Origin of the sequence: Enterococcus sp. AZ163 (assembly GCF_050498925.1) — a bacterium.
GTDB lineage: Bacteria > Bacillota > Bacilli > Lactobacillales > Enterococcaceae > Enterococcus_A > Enterococcus_A ferrettii.
The window spans coordinates 3,043,555-3,065,427 of sequence record NZ_JBIPAO010000001.1 but is presented as its reverse complement, the minus strand read 5'-3'; the positions used below and the strand labels follow the sequence as shown (position 1 = coordinate 3,065,427).

Below are 21,873 nucleotides of genomic sequence, written 5' to 3'. Positions count from 1 at the left end.
GAGGACGACACAACATGGGTTATATTGAAGTAATTAATGAAACGAAGCGTTACAAAATGGGAGAGACGGTGATTCATGCAAACGACAAAATTACCTTCACCATTGAAAAAGGAGAAATAGCAGTGATTCTAGGACCCAGCGGTGCTGGAAAATCAACTGTACTGAACATTTTGGGCGGTATGGATAGTTGCGATGAAGGGCAGGTAGTGGTAGATGGCACTGATATTGCCACTTTTAACAATAAAGAATTGACTACATATCGTCGCAACGATGTTGGGTTTGTTTTTCAATTTTACAATTTAGTTCCCAATTTAACAGCGAAGGAAAATGTGGAGCTGGCTTCACAGATTGTTTCGGATGCCTTGAATCCAACTGAAGTATTACGTTCTGTAGGTCTAGAAGAACGAATGGATAACTTTCCAGCGCAGCTTTCAGGTGGTGAGCAGCAGCGGGTTACTATTGCTCGGGCTTTGGCAAAACGGCCGAAGCTGTTATTGTGTGACGAACCGACTGGAGCATTGGACTTTGAAACAGGAAAACAAATACTAAAAATTTTGCAAGATACTGCTCGAAACTATGGCACAACAGTGGTAATTATCACTCATAATTCAGCAATTGCTCCAATGGCTAACCGCATTATTCGAATTAACGATGCGAAAGTCCGCAGTCAGAAACTGAATGATACGCCTCTTTCGATCGATGAGATACAGTGGTAAGGAGACGATGACATGAATAAGGTTTTATGGCTGACTAGTTTACGGGAGATTCTTCGCTCCAAAGCCCGTTTTTTGTCAATTTTAGGCATTGTTTTTCTAGGGGTGGCCTTCTTTGTTGGCTTAAGTGCGACTGGACCGGATATGATCCAAACGGCGGATGAATACTATCAAAAGCAGCAGTTAGCAGATGGACAAATTTTTACACCGTTGGGTATGAGTCAAGCAGCTCTTGATGACGTTAAGAAAATGGACCAAGTAGCTCATGCAGAAGGTCGTTATTTACAGGATGTTTTTCTGGCAGACAAAGATCAAACGATCCGCCTCTACAGCTACGATCAGGATCAGAAACTGAATCGATTAAAGGTCGTTAAAGGTCGTTTGCCTAAAAATGATCGAGAGATTGCTTTGGATGAAATTGCTGAGACAAATCATTCTTATCAGGTAGGAGACAACTTTTCTATTAAAGGTCAGGAGGATTCTTTAGCAAATCAAGAATTTACGGTTGTTGGTTTCGTGGAAAGTCCCCAATACATTGAGAATTTTTCGCGCGGAAATACAACGTTTGGCAAAGGCACGATTGATTTTTTTGCTATTCTGTCACCAGATAACTTCAAGCAACCAGTTTTTTCAGAAGTATTGGTTCAATATAAGAATTTAAAAGGAGTAACCGCCTATTCGAAAACTTACAAGGATCGCTGGGAGACCGATCAGGAGAAAACGGAAGAGGCATTAAAAAAGAATGGGGAGAAACGGCTGCAGGAGCTGAAAGAAACCAACCAGAAACAAATCGATGGAGCTAAGGCACAGCTGGAAGCAGGTAAGCTTGAAGCCACTCAGCAGACTCAGCAGCTAACTGAAGCTGAAAAGCGTCTAGAAACTGGAAAAAGTGAATATGCGGTCAGTCAGAAAGAATTTGAAGCTAAAAGCCAAGCTGCCCAGGCTCAAATTGACGAGCGAGCAAATCTTTTGGCTCCACAGCAGCAGGCCTTAACCGATCAAAAAGAAGAATTAAGCAAACTGCAGAATTTGGAGGAACGAAAGAAGCAAGCTGCTGAACAAACAGAGACTTTAAAAGTACAACGTGAGCAGGCTGTATCAGAGATGAACCAATTAACAGCTGAAAAAAGTCAATTAGAACAAATTCGTGATCAAGTTGCTCAAGGAAATATTCAGCAGTTGCAGGGGGTCGCGCAACAGCTGGGCGCACCAACCTTTGGTGATGTCATTCAGGCCGTTCAGCAGCAAGATGCACAGCAGGTTCAGACAACTGTCAACCAGCATTTAACCCGCATCAATACAGAAATTCAGCAACTACAGCCAAAAGTAACTGACTTGGAAGCTCAATGGGCAGAAAATCAACAGATTCTTGCAGCTGAGATTCCTTCAGCCGAAGAACTAACCACTATTCAAACTCAAATTGATGAGCTGGAAGACTGGTTAGCCACAGGGACACAACAGCTGGAAACCGCGAAAACGGAACTGGCAGCCAGTCAGAAGCAAGGAGAGGAACAGTTAGAAAAGGCTAAGAAACAGCTGGATCAGGCGCAGAAAACCTATGATGAAGGGCAAAAAGCTTTGCAAGCAGCTAATTCAGATACCTTGGGTAATGCGCAAAAGGAAATCGAGGAAAAAGAAACTGCTTTGGCTAAGCTTGATCAATTAGAATATACGGTTCAGGGCCGCAATGACAATCCTGGATACAAGGAATATCAGGACAATGCAGATCGAATTTCATCTTTGGCTACAGTATTCCCGTTAATTTTCTTTTTGATTGCCGCTTTAGTCACTTTGACAACCATGACGCGAATGGTTGAGGAAAAACGCAGTGAACTGGGAACCTTTAAAGCTCTGGGATACTGGAATCGGGAAATTTCGCTGAAGTTCATCCTATATGCGGCCTTAGCCGGTGGTGTCGGAGGGGGACTGGGCTTAGCAGTCGGCTTCTATCTTCTGCCAACTATTATCTTCAATGCTTATGGGCAGTTGTATAATTTGAATCAGGTTGTTACACCCTGGTATGTTAGTTATGCGGTTGCTGCCATGTTCGTTGCGTTGCTTTGTTCGGTTGGAACAGCCTTATTTGTCCTGCGTTACGATTTAAAAGCTACACCAGCAACGTTAATGCAGCCGCGGGCACCGAAAAAGGGTAAACGAATTTGGCTGGAACGAATAACTCCGATTTGGTCTCGTTTAACCTTTATCCAAAAGGTCACCATGCGGAATTTGTTCCGCTACAAACAGCGGATGCTGATGACGATTCTAGGAATCGCTGGCTGTATGTCGATGTTGATTACCGGTTTTGGTTTGAGGGATTCAATCGGAGATATTGTACCGATTCAGTTTGATAATATTTTGCAGTATCAAGGAACGGTTGTCTTTAGTGATCCATTATCTGAACAGGAAACAACGAATTATCAGCAAGAGTTAGATAAGTTATCTAATTTCAAGGATCATTTAGGCATGTCTACAGAGATGTTTACTGCGGAAACTGGTGAAGTGAATCAGCAGGAAATCTCTTTGCATGTACCAGAAGATAGTAAAAAGCTAAGCGAGTTTATTTCTTTTAATGATCGCAAAAGTCAAAAGACGTATCAGCTAACTGACCAAGGAGTCATTATTAATGAGAAGCTGGCAGAGCTATTTGAGCTGAAACGTGGCGATACATTAGCAATTAAGGCAACCGACGGGAAGAAATACAAGGTTAAAATCGCCAATATTGCTGAAAATTATGTAGGACACTTCATCTATATGACGCCAAAATATTACGATCAGCTATTTGGTCGGACACCGGATTACAATACGGATCTGCTGTTGTTTAACAAGCAGCCTCCAAGCAGTCAGGAAAATACGATTGGACAGCAATTGATGGGACGCGATAAAGTGATTAGTGTAGCCTTCTTGTCGGAATCACGAAACGCTTTGAAGGATACCGTAGAGAGTCTAAATGTAATTATGTGGGTATTAATTGTGTCAGCCGGACTATTAGCATTTATTGTGCTGTACAATCTAACCAACATCAATATTTCAGAGCGAATTCGCGAGCTGTCAACGATTAAAGTATTGGGCTTTTATAACAATGAGGTAGTGGCTTACGTTTATCGGGAAAATGTGTTGCTTACCTTAATTGGGATAGTTGCAGGCATGTTTTTAGGTAAAATTGAGCATCGCTACATCCTGAAAACTGTTGAATTAGATGTCACCATGTTCTCACCAGATATTCAACCATCAAGTTATCTGTATTCAGCTTTGATCACGCTATTCTTTGCTTTAGTTGTAGGTATATTAATGTACTTCAAACTGAAGAAAATCAATATGATTGAAGCCTTGAAGGCGAATGAATAAAAGAAAAAAAGAGGATCAGTCTTTCGACTGGTCCTCAATTTGTTGTCGGACTTTTTCCAGCATCTCGGAAAGTCCGGCTTCCTTCTTTCTTAATTCGATCAAATCTTCCTTGATTTGTTGTTCCTTTTCGATCTTCGGCGGGGTAACAATCCCATTTAATGAAATTGCAATAACCGTGCCGATAAAGGTATCCAGCACCCGGTTCAAGGCATAGATGGTTGATTCACCCTGAGGAATACTAAGAGAAATCAGCAACATAGTGGCAATGGCAGAAACAATTCCCGAGTTATTACCGATCCCGTCTGAGATGACGATTACCAGAATAACTAATAGCGGCAAAACGGTTAATTCCACATAAAAATCATTTTCAAAAAAAGCCTGTATGTAAAAATAAATCAGTGCCAGCAAACCGCCAATTGAATTGCCCAAAATCCGTGACCGGCCAAAAGAAAAGCTGGTATTCAGATCTTGACGCAAGGAAAAAACAGCTGCCAGTGCTGCGATCAGCGGACTACCGCGATCTAATACATGAAAAAGAAGGATACAGATCATTACAGCCAATGCTGTTTTGAATGTCCGCATCCCTAAACGGAAACGGCCAAGGTGCATGAGGGGTTCCTCCTATTATCTTCTTACTATTAGTTTAACGGAATCCCCACCAAAAGACTATAAAAAAAGACGCGATTCCATCACGTCTTAAGATTTCCATGCTTGAGTCATCTGATCCAGCAAATCAATTACATCTTTAGTGAAGTACAATGATTGATTTGGCAACTCCTGCTGTATCATTTTAACCATGTTTTCAATTTCATAATTCATCGCCTCAAGGGTAGAGCCGCTTTCGATAAATTCTTTCGTGCCATCATTAAAAAAGATTTGTGCTTTATCCGCTCGGGGATAATCATCCACCGTAATATAACCATTTTCGAAAGCAACGATTCCTTTTTTTGGCATTTTTGCTTGAAAGGTTAAACTAACGGAAGCTAGTTCATTTTTTTCGTTTTGCAGAATCGTTACCGATTGCTCATCAACACCTGTTGAGAAAGGCACCATGGCTGATGCAACTACGGTTGGTTGAGCAGTCATAAACCAGCGAGCAAAGGAAACCGCATAGGTACCAATATCTAACAAAGCTCCACCAGCTAATTCTGGATTAAAGAACCGGTTGTTCGGGTCGGGATCTTTGTAGCTACCAAAAGGTGCTTGGACCATTTTTAATTTGCCCAGTTTGCCAGTATCGATTAGTGAGTGTAGTTCATGGAATAACGGCATATTGAAGATCGTCATGGCTTCAGCTAAAATCAAGCCCTTTTGTTCAGCTAGTTCAATCGCTTCGTTCAACTCTTGCCGATTCATAGTGATGGCTTTTTCACACAGTACATGTTTTCCAGCAGTTAAGGCTTGCAAAACATGCTGAATATGTTGACGATTAGGTACAGCAACATAGATAATAGAGATAGCTGGATCTGCCAGCATTTCTTCATAGCTGCCGAAAGCTTTCGGTAAGTGATAGGTTTGGGCAAATTCTTCTGCTTTTTCCAAGGTGCGAGAAGCACAGGCAGTTAAGCGGCTAGTGGTTTGATCGAAGCTATTCGCAAATTCATCAGCTATTTGTCCTAATCCAACAATGCCCCATTCAAGTTGTTCCATAAAATTCTCCTTTTCATATGCTTAATAAAAGTATCTGTACAATGTTATAATAGACTTGTTCAAACTGAATAACAAGAAAACCGCGTTCTTTTATCGCAGTTGAAGTCGGGCAATAATTCTTAAATTATTTCAATCATTCGAGTAAAGCACTGTCTTTTTCAGCTGTGATCAGTAAAATAATATAGGAGGGATTTTCTGTGAATCCAATTTATTTAGATTTAGTGTTAAATACCATTTTAGAACAATTTCAATCGGAAGAAGACTTTTACCACAATTATTTAGGCATTGAGGAGGCTCAATGGCAGCAATGGAAAAAGGGCAGCAACAATCTTCCGCCTGAAATCAGTCAAAAGATCAAGAATCTGTTTAGCGACTACGAATGGATGCTGAGTCAAAAGGTGATTCGTCAAGCCTTCTTGTTCCCAGAAAAACGTCAAACTGCGGTTGCGGAGTATCGAGAAATGAAAACCATCGTGGCACAAAAGTGGATTGCTTGCGGTTTAGGGACAGTTGAGCTGATTCCCTACAAAAATAAAAATGATGAAGAAAAGCAGGATTATATTGATTTACGGGTGACGATTAATTATGATAGCTGGGGTTACAATGACATTTTGAGTTTCCGATTACCAGCGCGCGTTCAAAACCAAATCGAAAGCTCGCAAACTCAAACTGCCTTGTTGGATTGGGTAAATGAAAACTTGACCGAAACATATACCTCATTAGAGGATTAATGAAAGGAATTTTCGCTTGAAAAAAACAGTTGGATTGCTTTCCATGATTGCTATGTTTGGAATGACTGGCTATTCATTATTTTATAGCAACAAAGGAGAAGATACGAATGCTGGTAAAATTACCGAAGCATCAACGTATTCCTTCGAACAATCGTCAGATAAGAAAAAAAATACCCCTAGCGATTTACCTAAAGCGGATCCTAATTCTTGGGATTTGGTATTAGTGGGACCGAAAAACGAAATTAGCCAAGAATTGGATGAAAGTCAATTAGCAACTCTTTCTGATAATAGTCATCAGGTTGATAGTCGAATTGCTTCTGATTATGAAGCTTTTTCAGCTGCAGCCACTGAGGCAGGCTATCCATTGGTAGTCGTTTCCGCTTATCGGTCGGTAGCTGCTCAGCAAGAAGTCTTCAGTACAAATGTAAACAGCTTAATGAGCAGTGAAGGCTTGTCAGAAGCTGATGCAATTACCAAGACTAAACAGACTATTACAGAACCCGGGTACAGCGAACACCATACAGGTTTAGCAATAGATATTGTTGATCAAGATTGGTATAACAATTATTCCAGCCAAGTGTTGGATGCTTCTTATGGCAGTCAACCGGGAGCCAAATGGATTGCTGAAAATGCCCCTAAATATGGCTTCATCATTCGATATCCAGAGGGCGAAGAAGACATTACCGGAATCACCTATGAACCTTGGCATATTCGTTATGTTGGCAAAGAAAATGCTGAATATATAACGAAAAACAATCTGACATTAGAGGAATATTTAAAGTTGTTATCGTCAAATTAAGGAGGCACTATGCCGACAAAAAAATATAAAAAGCGAAAGCGCAAGCTGTCTCTGCCCTTCATTTTTGCAGGGCTGCTGCTAGTCGGCATTGCTTTCGTTTTTTCTATACATACGTTATCAGAACATGCTGTCGAACAGTCAGCCAATAATGAACAAATGAGTCATGAAGAGTTTATTCAGCGTTTAGCTCCTCATAGTAAGCAGCTGCAGCAGGGCTATGGTATTTTGCCTAGTATTATTTTAGGCCAAGCCATTTTGGAGTCCAACTGGGGGCAATCTTCATTAGCCAACCAGTACAATAATTTGTTTGGAATTAAAGCCTACGGCAACCAGGCAAAGGTAACGCTGGAGACTCAGGAGTACGTCAATGAAGCATGGGTTACCATTCAAGGAGATTTTCGGGTGTATGATTCCTGGGAAGCCTCAATGGATGATCATACAATGCTTTTCGTTAACGGAACCACTTGGAATCCCGGCCTTTATGAGAAAGTTCTAACAGCAGCTAACTATCATGAAGCCGCTCAAGCCTTGCAGGATGCGGGCTACGCCACCGATCCCACCTATGCGCAAAAAATTGTAAGTGTAATAGAAACATATAATTTGTCGCAATACGATCAACCATAGTAAACTGATCGTACCAGGTGTTGAGAGAGGAGGAATTCCACATGGAGAAACACAGTGTACCTGAGATTATGACTGAGCTGCGAAGCGATATCGTTCGTGTACCCAAAGTGATTCAGCAGGCAACTGGCTTGATGATTTTTGGTAAAAGGATACGATCGATCATATTTACTACTGATATTGCGATTATTCGTAATACCGACGCAGATGCGGTCATCGCTGTTTATCCTTTTACCCCGCATCCAGCCATTACCAAAAGTATAATTGAGGCAGCCGATATTCCAGTTTTTTCTGGTGTAGGCGGTGGACTGACTCATGGTCAACGCTCAGCCTTTATGAGTATTTTTGCCGAAGCGCAAGGCAGCCTGGGTGTCGTAGTTAACGCACCCACGCCAGTAGACACTATCAGAGCAGTGAATGATGTCATTGATATTCCGGTAGTTAGCACAGTAACTTCCATTCATTCACAAATTGATGAAAAGCTTGAAGCAGGTGTACAGATTATTAACATCAGTGCAGCCAAAGATACCGTTGATACAGTAAAATATTTTAGAGAACGCTATCCGGAGCTGCCAATTATGGCAACCGGCGGTCCAGATGAAGAAACAATCGCGAAAACGATTGAGGCTGGAGCAAATGCTATCACATATACACCACCTTCTAATGGTGCTTTATTTAGTAAGAAGATGGAGAAATATCGCAAGCAGGAAAAAGAAAACGAATAAAACCTTAGAGAAACGAAAGCCGCTGCTATTGGCTTAGGTTTCTCTAAGGTTTTTTTAGGCGTTACACAACAATTCTTCCGTTTGAACCAGCTGCTTTAGTGCAGGCAAGAGCTGTTCAAAAGCCGTTAGTTCGATATCATGAATTGGCAAAGTTTCTTTAGATAGTTTTCGTTGGCGATGGTTAAACCACAGCGCCTTCCAGCCAGCACTTTTTGAGCCAGCAACATCATTATCAAAATTGTCACCGATATATAAGGTTTTCTTAGGCACTAGGTTGAATTGCTTTTCAGCAAGTTTAAATATTTCCTTGTCGGGCTTTTCATAGCCAGTTGCTTGGGAAATAATGACATGATCAGGATGTACCCAGTTTAATAAATCCAGCTGCATGATTTTTTTATGTTGATGGTCAGTGGGACCATTGGTAATAATCCCTAGAGCAATTTCCTGCTCTTGTAGAAAATCGAGGGCTTTGCGAACCTCTTGATGCATAACAATGGTGTCTAATTCTTTCTCATAGACCTCTTGAAAGGCTAGAGCCGTCTCATCAGTGATGGTCGGATAATTTAATTCTTCCAATGATCGGCAAATCCGGAAGTTTCGCATGTAGGTCAGCGTCCAATCACCAGTAATTACCTTATTAAAATTCTCATCGCTATGCACCCGAAAACGAATATATAGAGGATGCATGTCTTGCGAACGTACAATAGGAAATACTTTTTTGACGGCATTACGAAATGGCTGCTGCTGGTCATAAATGGTATCATCAACATCAAAAATTATTGTATCGAACAAATTAGAAACACGCCTTTCAGTTTGTTGAAATTTTCACGAACATTTACATCGCTATTCTAGCTTAAAAAACGATCAATGAAAAGAGGGAAATCCTTGATAAATAAAGGTTTTCTTTACTATATTTGTAAAAGCTTGATTTAACAATTTTCAGTTTTTTTCACTAAAAAAAAGATTTTCTTTTCAAATTCTAATCTTGTATAATGGGAAGAAACAAAGGGGGAGTCTTATGCGTAGAAAAGAAAGGCAAGTCACTGATCTTGAGGAAATCAAAGCATTAGTTGAAACGTGTCAGGTAGTACGAATTGCTTTTAATGGACCAGAATACCCGTACATTGTTCCGGTCAACTATGGCTACAAGTGGGAAGAGGAGCAATTAATTCTTTATGTTCACGGGGCAACACAAGGGGAAAAAATCAGTCGTCTTCAGGCTGATGAGAAGGTTGCCATTGAAATGGACGACAAGCATGCACTGATTGAAGGCGGCAATCGAGCAGACAGATATTCGTATGCTTACGAAAGTATCATTGGTTTTGGCAAGGCTGAATTGTTAAAAGACGTCGAGGAGAAACGTTATGCTCTTCATGCGCTAATGGATCATGCAGCCAAAGGGATGTCTTTTGATGAAATCCCTGAGCGAATGATTGAGCGGACTGGTATTATCAAAATTACCATATCTGACTATACGATGAAACAGCATAAACCAAAAACTAACATATAGTTATAGGCCTAGTGAGCGAATTTTGTCACTGGGTTTTTTTAACTGGCGAATTGTCAAATCAAGTGCAACACTTTATTGAAGAAGACTTCATAAGGTGTCTTCCAACCTAAACATTTTTTTGGTCTGCTATTTAGTTTTTCAACCATTCGATAGATCGTTGTATCTTCCACGGTATCCATTTCTTTTGTTTTCGGTAGATATTCCCTAATCAATCCATTCGTATTTTCATTCGTTCCGCGTTGCCATGGCGCATGAGGATCAGGAAAATAAAACGGAACGCCTTCCAAAGACTGGGTGACATCGAAGTGTTTAGAAAATTCTTTTCCTCTATCTGGAGTGATGGTTTTGACAAGCTCTCTATCAACAGTATTAAATAGTTCTGTCATCTTTTCGCAAACGTAAAGAGAATTTTTCTTGAGTGCTTTCCCTGCTATAAGAAAACGAGATTTCCGGTCAGTTAGCGTCACTAAACAAGCACCTCCTGTTTTCCCAGCCACTGTATCAGCTTCCCAATGCCCAATTTCACTCCGTTTTTCAGCAGTTTCAGGACGGTCGTGAATAGAGTGAGTGATTCGGATTTTCCCACGAGTTTCTGTATGGTTCTTAGTATGACGCGTTTTTCCTCTATGACGTAAAGAACGAACTAAACCGCGATTTCCTTTAGACAATGGAGTGATGTCAAACGTTCCATTATAAATTGCCCGATAAATCGTCACAAAACTGATGTGAAAATCGGCTTGCTCATAAGCTAATCGATTAGAAATCTCTTCTGGCGACCATTGAAGATCGACAAATAACCGGCGGACGATTGACCAAATCCGTGAATCATCTAGGATTTTATGTCGTCCACAATTTTTTCTGCGTACTTTATATTTCTTATTCGCATGGGAAGGTGAGTATTCTTTTTCACTATTTCTACTCAGTTCACGAGAGATTGTCGATTGGCTTCGATGGATGTCAGAACCAATCTCTCTAAGAGAACAGCCATTTTCATGGAGCAGAAAAATCCTTTCTCGCTCGACTATGGTAAGATGGGTGTAGTGGCTCATAATTGAATTCCTCCTGATAGTGTTCTTCGACAGACCTATTCTAGTTGGAAATTCGTTATGAGTCATTTTTTATGTGTTGCACTTAAATTGTAAATTCAAGCTCATTAAATAGAATACAAGATTTCACAGATGGCAAGGCTGTCACCACAAAGTGACAGGTATCCAGCTGCACAAACTAACTTTGTCGATAATAAGTGAAAGATTTTAGAAATGTGAGAAGTCAGTTATTAAAATTTTAGTCTCATTGCTGCAGAGTTAAGCGAGTTTACTTAGTCTTTCTTGGCAGCAAAAAGAGTCCTTGTTAGAAATGATAACTAACAAGGACCACTACACATCTATTTCATTCGTTTCAAACGATATTCTTCGAAGTGGCTTGCGTCGCCTCGGGCTTGCACCGCTGCAAAAATACCCATGATCAACGCCCCGATCGTGTTGGTTAACAGGTCTCCCATAGTATCCATCAAGGCTGCTCGTCCCACCAGTAATTCTCCGCTAGAAGTAGCATAACGCTGTAGATTCATGTCCGCTACCGTATCGCAAAGAAATTCCCAGAACTCCCAAAAAACACCGCATAGTCCAGCGAAAGCAAAACCGAAAAGCAAAAACAGCCAAGGGGAAGTTTTGCTAATTGGCGCATCCTTCATGAAAAAGCCAATCAAGCCATAACCAACTGCTGTCAGAACCATCGGACTTACCGCGTGCAAAATTTTGTCCCAAAAAGAAATTCGGGAAATCATATGCAAAGAGGTTCCTAGGAAAACTGAAATAACTAAGAAGAACCAGTAGAAATAAACGATCTTTTCAGGTAGTGCTAGTTTGAAAAATTTTCGAATCAGCTCCGGTAAAAAAATCAATGCAATCCCAGCTAAACATTCCACTACGAAAACGATGCCCTGCTGAGTTGAATATTTGCTGATGATCAGTTCATAAATGTTGTAAGCTAAACAAATAAAACCGAAGACAACCAGCCCCATTTGTAATTTACGATAAGTCATCCTAATTCCTTCCTTCTAGAAGAGTTTGCTGGATTGCCTTGAGCAAGTCATCTTCTGTGGCAACGACTTGTCCATTTAGCTTCACTAAACCAACAGTGTATAAATTCAAATAATGGAACTGATTTTCTGCTGGCGTAGCTAAAGCAGCCAGTTTTTTCTGGTTGTCAGCACCCTGCTGCCGGGTATCGGAATACAAGGCGATGATTGGGACCTCCTTAGCATAAGCGACACCAATTTCAGACGCGACACCAGCATCAATGGTAATTCCATCTAAGACAGCTATCATCAAATCACTTTTCAGGACTTCTTCTGTGTCGGCTAAAGCAATCATCTTACTGTCAGCATAAGCTGATTTGTCATTAATTGCTTCATTTTCCTGCGGTAAATATACCGTGATGTCTGAAGAGAGCTCACGAATTTGTTTGACTAAGTGTTCGTTGTAGCGCAAATCACTTCGAGCAAACATGGGTCCTGCAAAATAAATATGTTTAGAAATAGTCACTAAAATACGCCTCCATGTCGGGTAATGTTTCTTCTAATAATTGAATCGTTTCTTTATCAGCCTCTAGACGTTCGATACGTGCTAAATAAGAGGCGCGACGATAATTCATTAACAAACAACTTAGGGTTTGAATCGAAAGTTTAACCTGGTGGCCAATCGGCTGGTTAGTTATCTGTATTTTGCCAGCTTCATCCCAGCTTACACTGAAAACACCGTTATTCCAGTCAGCTACCGGATCACTCACTTCAAAGTAGAAAGGCTCTACTTGTTTGTAGAAAGGATACTCCTGTAAAAATTCTTTGACATCGACAATGCGTGCCATGTAGTAAGGAGCAATTGTTTCCTTAATTTCACTATCATCCAGTAAAAAGGATAAGGGCTCATTTTTGTAAATATCGCCCTCCACCCAGTAAATCATGGAGAAGTGAGCACTAATAAAATTCCATAATCCATTACGAGCTTCCTGATTCAGATAAAACATTTCTTTAATATGAAAGACCTCATCATAAATCCAATAGAAAAGTACACCCATCGGCTGACCCTCGTGGTCGTAATAAATTGCAGCAATTCGCTCTTCTTCATTTTCAAAGCGCCAATATTCTTCCCAATTTAACTCTTTACGAATCATCGCTCCATGATTTTTCAGAGCAAAGGTATCATACACTTTATAGACATCAGGATCATCCACATCACGCCGTTCCACAATTCCTGGAACCTCTACTTGCTTAGGCAGTTGGGTATCCTTTACCTTAAAGCTTAGCTTGTCAGACATGATTTCCCAACCTTTGCGCCGATAATATGGAATATTGTAAGGGTAAAGATATGAGATCCACTGCTTGTCCTTCCGCATTTCATCTAGAGCCAACTTAATCAAGTCCTTCATTAACCCATGATTTGCATATTCTGGATACGTTCCGACTCCAGTAACACCGCCCATTGTAAAAATTTTCCCGTGAATATTTACCTCACAAGGATAAATAGCAATTTGAGAAATCAAGTTGTCATGATGAAACCAGCCGAAAACCTTTGACTGCTCCAGCACAGGCTTTTTTGCGCGAACCATTTCCCGTTTGTTTTCGTAGCCGCTGCTTTCAATATCCTCTTCTGTGACTTGAAAGACATAGCTTAGAAGCTCATCATACTGATCCAAATGCTCTTCGCCAACTCGCCGCAGTTCCATTTCATTTTTCAACTCATGGTCCATTCTTTCATCTCCAAATCTAGTTTATAGAACAAGTATATCAAAAGCACCTCGATTTTTCTCTCCCCAACGTTGAGAAATGGTAAAAAGCCTTTTTTTATCGTACAATCGTTGGTATAATAAATGGTGCTGATTAAAAGAAATGAGGAATCTTCGTGAATATAAATGAAATGAAAAAACGACAGGAAAAAATTCGAAATTTTTCGATTATTGCCCATATTGACCACGGAAAGTCGACCTTGGCTGACCGTATTTTGGAACAAACCAATACCGTTAGTTTCCGGGAGATGCAAGATCAATTGTTGGATTCGATGGATCTAGAGCGGGAACGAGGCATTACTATTAAACTAAATGCCATCGAACTACATTATGATGCAAAAGATGGCGAAACCTATACCTTCCACTTGATTGATACGCCCGGACACGTCGATTTTACATATGAAGTTTCTCGAAGTCTGGCTGCCTGTGAAGGAGCTGTCTTGGTGGTGGATGCCGCGCAAGGGATTGAAGCCCAAACTTTAGCGAATGTATATTTGGCCTTAGATAACGACCTGGAAATTTTACCTGTCATCAATAAAATCGATTTACCGGCAGCTGATCCAGAACGTGTGCGCAAGGAGATCGAAGACGTAATCGGGATTGATGCTGAGGACGCAGTGTTAGCTAGTGCCAAAACGGGTATCGGAATCGAAGAAATTTTAGAACAAATTGTGGAGATGGTTCCCGCACCAACGGGCGATCTTGAAGCACCACTGAAAGCTTTGATTTTTGATTCAGTGTATGATAGCTACCGAGGTGTGGTGCTAAATGTGCGCATTATGGACGGTGTTGTTCGGCCTGGCGATAAAATTCAATTAATGAATAATGGCAAAACCTTTGATGTAACGGAAGTGGGAGTATTCTCACCAAAAGCGATTCAACGAGATTACTTGATGGTTGGCGACGTTGGTTATATAACTGCCAGCATCAAATCTGTTCAGGACACCCAAGTCGGTGATACCGTAACTTTGGCCAACAACCCAACACCAGAAGCTTTGCCCGGTTACCGCAGAATGAATCCGATGGTTTATTGCGGCTTGTACCCAATTGACACTTCTCGCTATAACGACTTACGAGAAGCGTTGGAAAAATTACAGTTAAATGATGCAGCCTTACAATTTGAACCAGAAACCTCGCAAGCATTAGGCTTCGGCTTCCGTTGCGGATTCTTAGGTCTACTGCATATGGATGTTGTACAAGAACGTTTAGAACGTGAATTTAATTTAGAGCTGATTACTACTGCACCATCGGTTATCTATCATGTAAATTTAACTGACGGGACAAAAATTGTAGTGGACAATCCAGCCGATTTCCCAGATCCATCTAAAATTCAAACGGTGGAAGAACCTTATGTTAAAGCCAATATCATGGTTCCTAACGATTATGTAGGAGCAGTCATGGAACTTTCACAACGAAAACGTGGGGAATTTATCACCATGGATTATTTGGATGATTATCGAGTAAATGTGGTTTACTATATTCCGCTGTCAGAAATTGTGTTTGATTTCTTTGACAAGCTAAAATCCAGCACCAAAGGCTATGCCTCCTTGGATTACGAAATTGCCGATTACAGAGAGAGCAAACTAGTTAAGATGGACATCTTATTGAACGCTGAAAAAGTCGATGCTCTAAGCTTCATCGTGCATAAACAATTTGCTCAAGAACGCGGCCGCGCCATCGTAGAGAAACTAAAAACGTTAATTCCACGCCAACAATTTGAGGTACCAATTCAAGCAACAGTTGGTACTAAGATCCAAGCCCGAACGGATATCAAAGCCTTGCGCAAAAACGTATTGGCGAAATGTTACGGCGGGGACGTATCTCGTAAGCGTAAATTGCTGGAGAAACAAAAAGTTGGTAAGAAACGGATGAAACAAATTGGTTCCGTGGAAGTACCACAGGAAGCCTTCATGGCCGTTTTGAAAATGGACGAAGACGAGCCGAAGAAATAGAGTTTTACCGAATGAGAAACCTATTAAATCAGTCTTTTTAAGTTGCTAAAAAAATGACGAAATGCGTTTAAACCTATTATATGCTGTCGATTTAGCTGTCGATGGTCATGGATTTTAACAAATATGAATATTTTGTAGGAAAAGCCATTGGCGCTATGTATGATAAAAGTACCTTCTAAAAGGAGGTGCTTTTTTCGTGCTTATAGGTAATTTTAATAACGAACAAGTTTTCAAAAAAACTTAAAGAAATTCGAAAAGATAGAAAAATATCTCGGAAAATGTTGTCGGAAATGACGGGTATTACTAGAACTACAATTACTGCTTATGAGAAAGGTGATCGCCTAGTTTCTCAAAAACACCATCTGTTGATAAACAAAGTATTGAGTGAACCTAAGAGTGATAGTAAGTCAGATAAATACCAATTCGATTTGATGGTAATGCTTAAACGTTTCAAAAGGAAAATAAGTTAAAGCAATCAGAGTTAGCAAAATGCTCAATGTAGATCCTTCATTACTAGGAAAAATTGAAAAAAGGTGCAAGAAAGCTATCCAAAAATATTCTTCTTAGAATTGAGTATCTTCTTTCGGAGTCCACAGGAAGTATTACTCAGAGAATAGTAGATATAGAAGGAAAATACCCGCATAAAAACGAATGGAGAAAACCAAAATGAATAGAACACTGCGAACCGCAGCTACAAAGTTTAGTCTAATGATAATTGTAGCTGTTTTTTTATTGGTTCGATTATGACGTTGGCCGCTGCTGTGACCAATGTTCCGATTGCTAATTATTCATCAAGACAAGGTCTCGGATCGCTGATGCCGCCTTTTTTTTCTTTCACTAATTCCTATCCGTTCGAATGTACTACCTAACTTAAAGCTTTTTCGAGTCATTCTTGTCTTGAAATCCGACAAAACTCGCAAATTATTTCCTTTGTGAATCGCTAAAATAAGTCTTGTAAGTACAGAAAGGGATTATGAACATGCAAAAAAAACAATAAACCATTTAGAGAAACAGATGGAAAGGGATAGAACGATCACGGTCTGCGTAATCGTTCTAGAGATCTAGAAAACCCAGATATTTTGGTGCCGCCCGAAACGGACCACGGAACAGTAAACAACTTACGGGTCAGCTATTCGGATGCACATCAAAGATTAGAAGAAAGAGGTTGGACACGGGAGATCACCAAGTGTGAATCACCAATCTCACAAGATGTTGCAGGGGTAGATATGAGTTTAGAGCCTGCCGTATATCGAGAAATGTACTGGCACAAGGAAGCTGAGAGGTGTCCAATTTAATTTCAACGAATCGGTAAAAAAATTCTAGCGACAGATTCTGGAGAATTAATGGTTCAAACAACCTCGGGATACAGGTTCAACACACAAAAGGTATACAATGTAGCAGGAAGAATACCTAAAATCCAACAGCTATCGCTGATTAACGCGGGCGTTAGCTATGACGATCACGGCATACTCACCAATAACTATCTGCAAACCAATCAGCCGCATATCTTTGCTTGTGGAGATTGTTCGAATGCAGTCTTCCAAAATTAGCGACATTCGCCTCTTATCAAACGGAATATCTCGTTGCACACGTGCTAAACAAGAACTAGGCACCGATCAAGTATCCATTGGCAGCAATGTCGATTTTTAGTGAGCTACGTATCGCACAAGTAGGAATTACCACGAAAGAAGGCTTGGCTGCTCCAGAAGAATTTCGTGTCGAAGTGATCGACAGGAGCGGCTGTCTGGATAGTAAACGAAAAACGAAGCGACGATCGAGCAGTTGGGGCGAGTGCACTCAGTCGAGAAGCAGATGTTCTGATCAATGAGATAACCATGGTTTTACATGCGGATGGTCAAAAGCAGAGCTAAAAAACAAATCTTAGCCTATCCTTCTCTAGCGGACGAGTTGACCAGATTCTGAAAATAACCGTGTTCATGGATGAGTGGATATCAAAAGGCTGTGACAGGTTCTGTAGTAAAGTTTCGTAATAAAGCGTACTGGAATATTTCTGATGATATATTAAGCAGGAATTTTTTTAATCCTCCTTTATCTCTATGCAGACTGAAAAGCCAAAAAGAGTTTCTTCTTTTCGGCTTTTCTTATAGATTCCTCGAAGGACTTCCATGCCTTTAATCGTGGTTGAGGCTGTACGCAAACTTCGATAAAATTTATGAACTTGCTCAATTAAGTTATTGAGATCCTTCACTGTTCGATGCTCTATGTTTGTATATGAGCCAGCTTTTTGTAATTTCTTGAAGGCACTACGAATAGAAGGCGCTTAACTTTGTCAATAGATACTACAATAAAACAGCAAAAAAGAAAGAGGATACATATGAAGAAATTAATTCTCGCATTAACACTATTTTTTAGTTTTATGTTTTTTTCAAAGACAGTACATGCAGAAACTACTGTACTACCCCCTAACCCTATAACGAATATTCGGCTTGATACAAATTTGAAAAATAATGCAGAAGTTACGTTGAATAATCTGAATATGGTTAATTCAAGACTTTATACCATAGTGGACAATGATAAAAAATTATATTTTTGTCTAGATGAAAGCAAATATTATCCTACCGGGAATGATTATCAAGCAAATTTAAATGAAAAGCTACCCAGCTCTGTTTTATGGTTAATGGAAACTTTTTATCAAAACCAAGGAAAAATTGAAGATGTTGAAAATGTACCAGCTTACAAAGATGCAAATGAACTGACAAGATATGCGGCTATTCAAATTGTTATATGGAAATTTACTGGAGGTAAATTTGATGACAAGTTACTAACATCGAATCCAATAGTTAATGAATTATATACTGAAGCAAAAACAAAACCAGCTGATGACCATTCTTATCAAGAAATGATTGATAGATTGAACAATGTTGAAATAAATGCTACCGAAATAACTCCTCATGGTGAAGATGGCGATAACTATCTCTATCAACTTCAATTTGAAGATAATTTAGACGCTGAAACGGAAAAACTATTCAAAATTGATAGCGATGAGACCAATATTAATGTTCAACTATACAAAAATTCTACTATAGTGAATATTACCAATGATATTACAATTGTAGATGATTATAATGATCGCACTATTTCGATGGAAATACCCAAAAAAATTATTGATGATAATCCTTCAGAAGATGCTAGTATTTATTTAAATATAGACACTGCCCTTGTGACGAGACAACCTTATTATTTGGTATTTGGTACTACAGGGTTTGTACAACCTATTGGAGGATATCAACCTATTAAAAAAATACTGACCACGAGAGCAAGTGTTGATTTAAACACCTCCAACAAATCATTTTCAGTATTAAAACACTGGGAAGATAATAACAATCAAGATGGAAAAAGGCCTGAAACCTTAAAAGTACAATTGTATCAAAGTGATAGCCCATATGAATATACAAACACAGAGGCTGTTACGTCCGGTAATGAAGACAAATTCGGTGATATACAAGTATTAAACAAAGAGAATGGTTGGGAATACATTTGGGCAAATTTACCTGCTGAGAATGATAAAGGAGAAAAATTCTATTATACTGCTAGAGAAGATTTAGATGAAAATTCAGGCTATAATCTCACGATAAAAGATACAGATAATGGTAATGCTATTCTTCTGACCAATTCAAATGACCCTGAAAAAATTAATTTAACAGGAACAAAAAATTGGGACGATAATAATAATCAAGATGGAATTCGTCCTAATAATATATTAATAAATTTGTTAGCCGATGGAGAAGCTGTTCAAACTGTGACCACTAATGAAAATTTAGGATGGGGCTACGAGTTTAATGATTTACCTAAATATAAAGATGGAAAAGAGATCGTCTATACTGTTTCTGAGCAGGAAGTGCCTGGATATTCTACAGTTATAGATGGTAGTATGATTACCAATACTCATATACCAGAATTAACAGAAATTGGTGGTCAAAAAATTTGGGATGATGCTAATAATAAAGACGGAATTCGTCCGGAGTCTATTACGGTAAATCTTTTGGCTGATGGGACCAAAGTAGACTCAAAAATAGTGACTCAAAAAGAGAACTGGACATACCAATTTACTAATCTGCCTAAGTATAACGAGGGGCATGAAATCGTTTATACTGTTACCGAAAATAGTGTTCCTGACTATTCAACCCAAATTGATGGTACAACAATCACAAATAGCTATACACCAGGTGAAACAAGTATCACTGTGACGAAAGCTTGGAATGATAACAACAATCAAGATGGAATTCGTCCTGAGGATATTAAGGTACAACTATTTGCAAATGGAGAAAAGGTAAATTCACCTATATCCCTAAACAATTCCAACAATTGGACAACAACATGGAATAATTTGCCTGAAAAAGAAGGCGGAAAGGCTATTGAATATACAGTTAAAGAAGTAGACAAGTTGGATGGATATGATGTTAGTATCAATAATAGTAATGACGGAGATATTATCATTACTAATACTCATATACCTGAGATAACAGAAGTTAGTGGTAAAAAATTTTGGGATGATACTAATAATAAAGACGGAATTCGTCCTGAGTCTATTACGGTAAATCTTCTGGCTGATGGGAGTAAAATAGATTCGAAAGAAATCTCAGAAAAAGAGAACTGGACATACCAGTTTACCAATTTGCCTAAGTATAACGAGGGGCATGAAATCGTTTATACTGTTACCGAAAATAGTGTTCCTGACTATTCAACCAAAATTGAAGGTACAACAATCACAAATAGCTATACGCCAGGTAAAACAAGTGTTACAGTGACGAAAGCTTGGAATGATAGTAACAACCAAGATGGCTTAAGACCTAATAAGATTACTGTCCAACTTTACGCGGATGGAAAAAAATCTGGTAATCCTGTGGAGTTAAGTGAGGTTAACAATTGGTCTGCTACTTGGGACGATTTAGCTCTTAAACAAAATGGCTCTGACATTATTTATTCAATTAAAGAAGTTGGTTCAATAACCGGCTATACAACTACTGTAGATAATTCTAATAAAGGCAATATTATTATTACTAATTCTCACGACATCAAAGGAACATCTAATTCTCATAACGCCAAAGGAACACCGACAAATACTCCAGATAAAAATTTTCTAAGTAAGTTACTGCCAAAAACTGGTGAATCATATAATTATATGTTCTCTATAGTTGGCATATTAATTCTATTGATAGTTGGCGTTCTTTACTATTTCAAAAATAAAAAGAGTTAACTGTATGTTTCCCTTATCTATGTCTGAAAATAATGGACAGCTAGAATTAAGTGTACAGAAAATGATCCTTTTCTGTACACTTTTTTATATGTTTTATTTACGTATAAAAGAATTGTCTAACAAATGGAATGGTGCACATATCCAAAATTGGGCAATGGTCCTCAATCAGTCAATGATCAATGAAACCATCTCTTCTCGAATTGAAAAATATACGATTTCCCTTTCTTGATGATAGGTTTATTTATCCATACGTTCAATCCGTCCATTTCTGGCTGAGTAGGCTGCTGGAGACCTTTATTGTGTATAACAACTTTCAGCTAGACAATTTCCACAGTTTAGTTGACAAACACGCCTCATAAATTTATATTTGTATATTTTACCAACTTGATAACGGAAATCTCTTCCACATATTTTCTGCCACACAAACATACCAATAATTATCATCCCAACAAAACTCGCCCTGTTCACCAGCTTCCGTGGAAGAGGAAATCGTGCGCTTGCCAGATAATCTCATTGTATCTCCATCAACATGGAGTGGGCTAGTTGGTTTTGAACTATTGATACCAACATAATCAGTTGCTCGATTAACTGAAAGTGGCGTATCTTTGTATTCACCTTCATCTGAATAACTAATGACCCGGAAATTAGAACCGAAATCCTCATCTTCTTCTTCCGTATTATCAATACCTACTGCAAAACGACGATCCTCATTAGTTGTATAAGTTCCCGAACTAAATTTTATTGTTCGGTCGCCAGCAAGGTCTCCTTCAACGAAAATTCCATTTCCAGAAGCAATAAATTTGGAATTTGAACGTACATACAT

General features: G+C 39.3%; 19 protein-coding genes and 3 pseudogenes. 13 read left to right on the top strand and 9 right to left on the bottom strand.

Annotated features, from left to right (window positions below; genetic code table 11):
• Positions 1-14: 14 nt before the first annotated feature.
• Both IGI46_RS14725 and IGI46_RS14720 read left to right on the top strand, forming a co-directional pair.
• Positions 15-716, top strand: coding sequence for an ABC transporter ATP-binding protein (locus IGI46_RS14725; protein ID WP_429963810.1), 702 nt, complete (start codon positions 15-17; stop codon positions 714-716).
• Positions 717-728: 12 nt separating this feature from the next.
• On the top strand, positions 729-4,058 hold the full coding sequence (locus IGI46_RS14720) for an FtsX-like permease family protein (RefSeq protein ID WP_429963809.1): 3,330 nt from the start codon (positions 729-731) through the stop codon (positions 4,056-4,058).
• 15 nt (positions 4,059-4,073) lie between these two features.
• On the opposite strand, the gene IGI46_RS14715 is transcribed toward IGI46_RS14720, so the two are convergent.
• On the bottom strand, positions 4,074-4,667 hold the full coding sequence (locus IGI46_RS14715) for an FUSC family protein (RefSeq protein ID WP_207703006.1): 594 nt from the start codon (positions 4,665-4,667) through the stop codon (positions 4,074-4,076).
• A gap of 87 nt (positions 4,668-4,754) precedes the next feature.
• Positions 4,755-5,708 (bottom strand): Gfo/Idh/MocA family protein, encoded by a 954-nt coding sequence (locus tag IGI46_RS14710; protein WP_429963808.1) that lies wholly within the window; start codon positions 5,706-5,708, stop codon positions 4,755-4,757.
• A gap of 197 nt (positions 5,709-5,905) precedes the next feature.
• Between IGI46_RS14710 and IGI46_RS14705 the strand changes: the two genes are divergently transcribed.
• The 4 genes from IGI46_RS14705 to IGI46_RS14690 are packed head-to-tail and all read left to right on the top strand — an operon-like array spanning position 5,906 to position 8,584.
• A complete protein-coding gene (locus tag IGI46_RS14705) occupies positions 5,906-6,439 on the top strand; it encodes a hypothetical protein (protein ID WP_429963807.1) in 534 nt (177 codons plus the stop codon).
• Positions 6,440-6,455: 16 nt separating this feature from the next.
• Positions 6,456-7,238, top strand: coding sequence for a M15 family metallopeptidase (locus IGI46_RS14700; protein ID WP_207703009.1), 783 nt, complete (start codon positions 6,456-6,458; stop codon positions 7,236-7,238).
• 9 nt (positions 7,239-7,247) lie between these two features.
• Positions 7,248-7,862, top strand: coding sequence for a glycoside hydrolase family 73 protein (locus IGI46_RS14695; protein WP_207703010.1), 615 nt, complete (start codon positions 7,248-7,250; stop codon positions 7,860-7,862).
• Between the two features lie 41 nt (positions 7,863-7,903).
• Positions 7,904-8,584, top strand: a complete 681-nt coding sequence (locus IGI46_RS14690; RefSeq protein ID WP_207703011.1) for a hydrolase — start codon at positions 7,904-7,906, stop codon at positions 8,582-8,584.
• 54 nt (positions 8,585-8,638) lie between these two features.
• Here the strand turns inward: IGI46_RS14690 and IGI46_RS14685 are convergent, their stop codons facing one another.
• On the bottom strand, positions 8,639-9,376 hold the full coding sequence (locus IGI46_RS14685) for an HAD family hydrolase (RefSeq protein WP_429963806.1): 738 nt from the start codon (positions 9,374-9,376) through the stop codon (positions 8,639-8,641).
• Positions 9,377-9,602: 226 nt separating this feature from the next.
• On the opposite strand from IGI46_RS14685, the gene IGI46_RS14680 reads away from it, so the two are divergent.
• On the top strand, positions 9,603-10,094 hold the full coding sequence (locus tag IGI46_RS14680) for a pyridoxamine 5'-phosphate oxidase family protein (RefSeq protein ID WP_429963805.1): 492 nt from the start codon (positions 9,603-9,605) through the stop codon (positions 10,092-10,094).
• A 53-nt stretch (positions 10,095-10,147) separates the two neighbouring features.
• Here the strand turns inward: IGI46_RS14680 and IGI46_RS14675 are convergent, their stop codons facing one another.
• From IGI46_RS14675 to IGI46_RS14660, 4 genes are all read right to left on the bottom strand, one after another.
• A complete protein-coding gene (locus tag IGI46_RS14675; RefSeq protein ID WP_429962504.1) occupies positions 10,148-11,143 on the bottom strand; it encodes an IS30 family transposase in 996 nt (331 codons plus the stop codon).
• A gap of 335 nt (positions 11,144-11,478) precedes the next feature.
• Positions 11,479-12,138, bottom strand: a complete 660-nt coding sequence (locus IGI46_RS14670; protein ID WP_429963804.1) for a hypothetical protein — start codon at positions 12,136-12,138, stop codon at positions 11,479-11,481.
• A gap of 1 nt (position 12,139) precedes the next feature.
• Entirely contained in the window at positions 12,140-12,640 is a 501-nt protein-coding gene (locus IGI46_RS14665) for a nucleoside 2-deoxyribosyltransferase (protein ID WP_429963803.1), read from the bottom strand.
• The gene (locus IGI46_RS14660; RefSeq protein ID WP_429963802.1) at positions 12,627-13,844 is read right to left on the bottom strand and encodes a GNAT family N-acetyltransferase; all 1,218 of its coding nucleotides are present in this window, start codon (positions 13,842-13,844) and stop codon (positions 12,627-12,629) included. Before IGI46_RS14660 ends, IGI46_RS14665 begins: the two co-directional genes overlap by 14 nt.
• A 152-nt stretch (positions 13,845-13,996) precedes the next feature.
• On the opposite strand from IGI46_RS14660, the gene lepA reads away from it, so the two are divergent.
• From lepA to IGI46_RS14640, 4 genes and pseudogenes are all read left to right on the top strand, one after another.
• Positions 13,997-15,832: a translation elongation factor 4 gene (lepA, locus tag IGI46_RS14655; RefSeq protein ID WP_429973736.1), complete on the top strand. Its 1,836-nt coding sequence runs from the start codon at positions 13,997-13,999 to the stop codon at positions 15,830-15,832.
• Between the two features lie 209 nt (positions 15,833-16,041).
• Positions 16,042-16,302 (top strand): helix-turn-helix domain-containing protein, encoded by a 261-nt coding sequence (locus IGI46_RS14650; protein ID WP_429964976.1) that lies wholly within the window; start codon positions 16,042-16,044, stop codon positions 16,300-16,302.
• A gap of 534 nt (positions 16,303-16,836) precedes the next feature.
• Positions 16,837-17,112: pseudogene (locus tag IGI46_RS14645) on the top strand (oxalate decarboxylase); the annotation flags it as partial.
• Positions 17,113-17,175: 63 nt separating this feature from the next.
• Positions 17,176-17,382, top strand: coding sequence for an FAD-dependent oxidoreductase (locus tag IGI46_RS14640; protein WP_429973735.1), 207 nt, complete (start codon positions 17,176-17,178; stop codon positions 17,380-17,382).
• A gap of 488 nt (positions 17,383-17,870) precedes the next feature.
• Here the strand turns inward: IGI46_RS14640 and IGI46_RS14635 are convergent.
• Positions 17,871-18,113, bottom strand: a pseudogene (locus IGI46_RS14635) (IS6 family transposase); the annotation flags it as partial.
• A gap of 54 nt (positions 18,114-18,167) precedes the next feature.
• On the opposite strand from IGI46_RS14635, the gene IGI46_RS14630 reads away from it, so the two are divergent.
• Positions 18,168-21,050: a Cna B-type domain-containing protein gene (locus IGI46_RS14630; RefSeq protein ID WP_429973734.1), complete on the top strand. Its 2,883-nt coding sequence runs from the start codon at positions 18,168-18,170 to the stop codon at positions 21,048-21,050.
• 79 nt (positions 21,051-21,129) lie between these two features.
• Positions 21,130-21,279 (top strand): annotated as a pseudogene (locus IGI46_RS14625) (IS256 family transposase); the annotation flags it as partial.
• Between the two features lie 147 nt (positions 21,280-21,426).
• Here IGI46_RS14625 and IGI46_RS14620 read toward each other — a convergent pair.
• Positions 21,427-21,873 carry a hypothetical protein gene (locus IGI46_RS14620; RefSeq protein ID WP_429973733.1) on the bottom strand — a complete coding sequence of 149 codons (447 nt, stop codon included), beginning with the start codon at positions 21,871-21,873 and terminating at the stop codon, positions 21,427-21,429.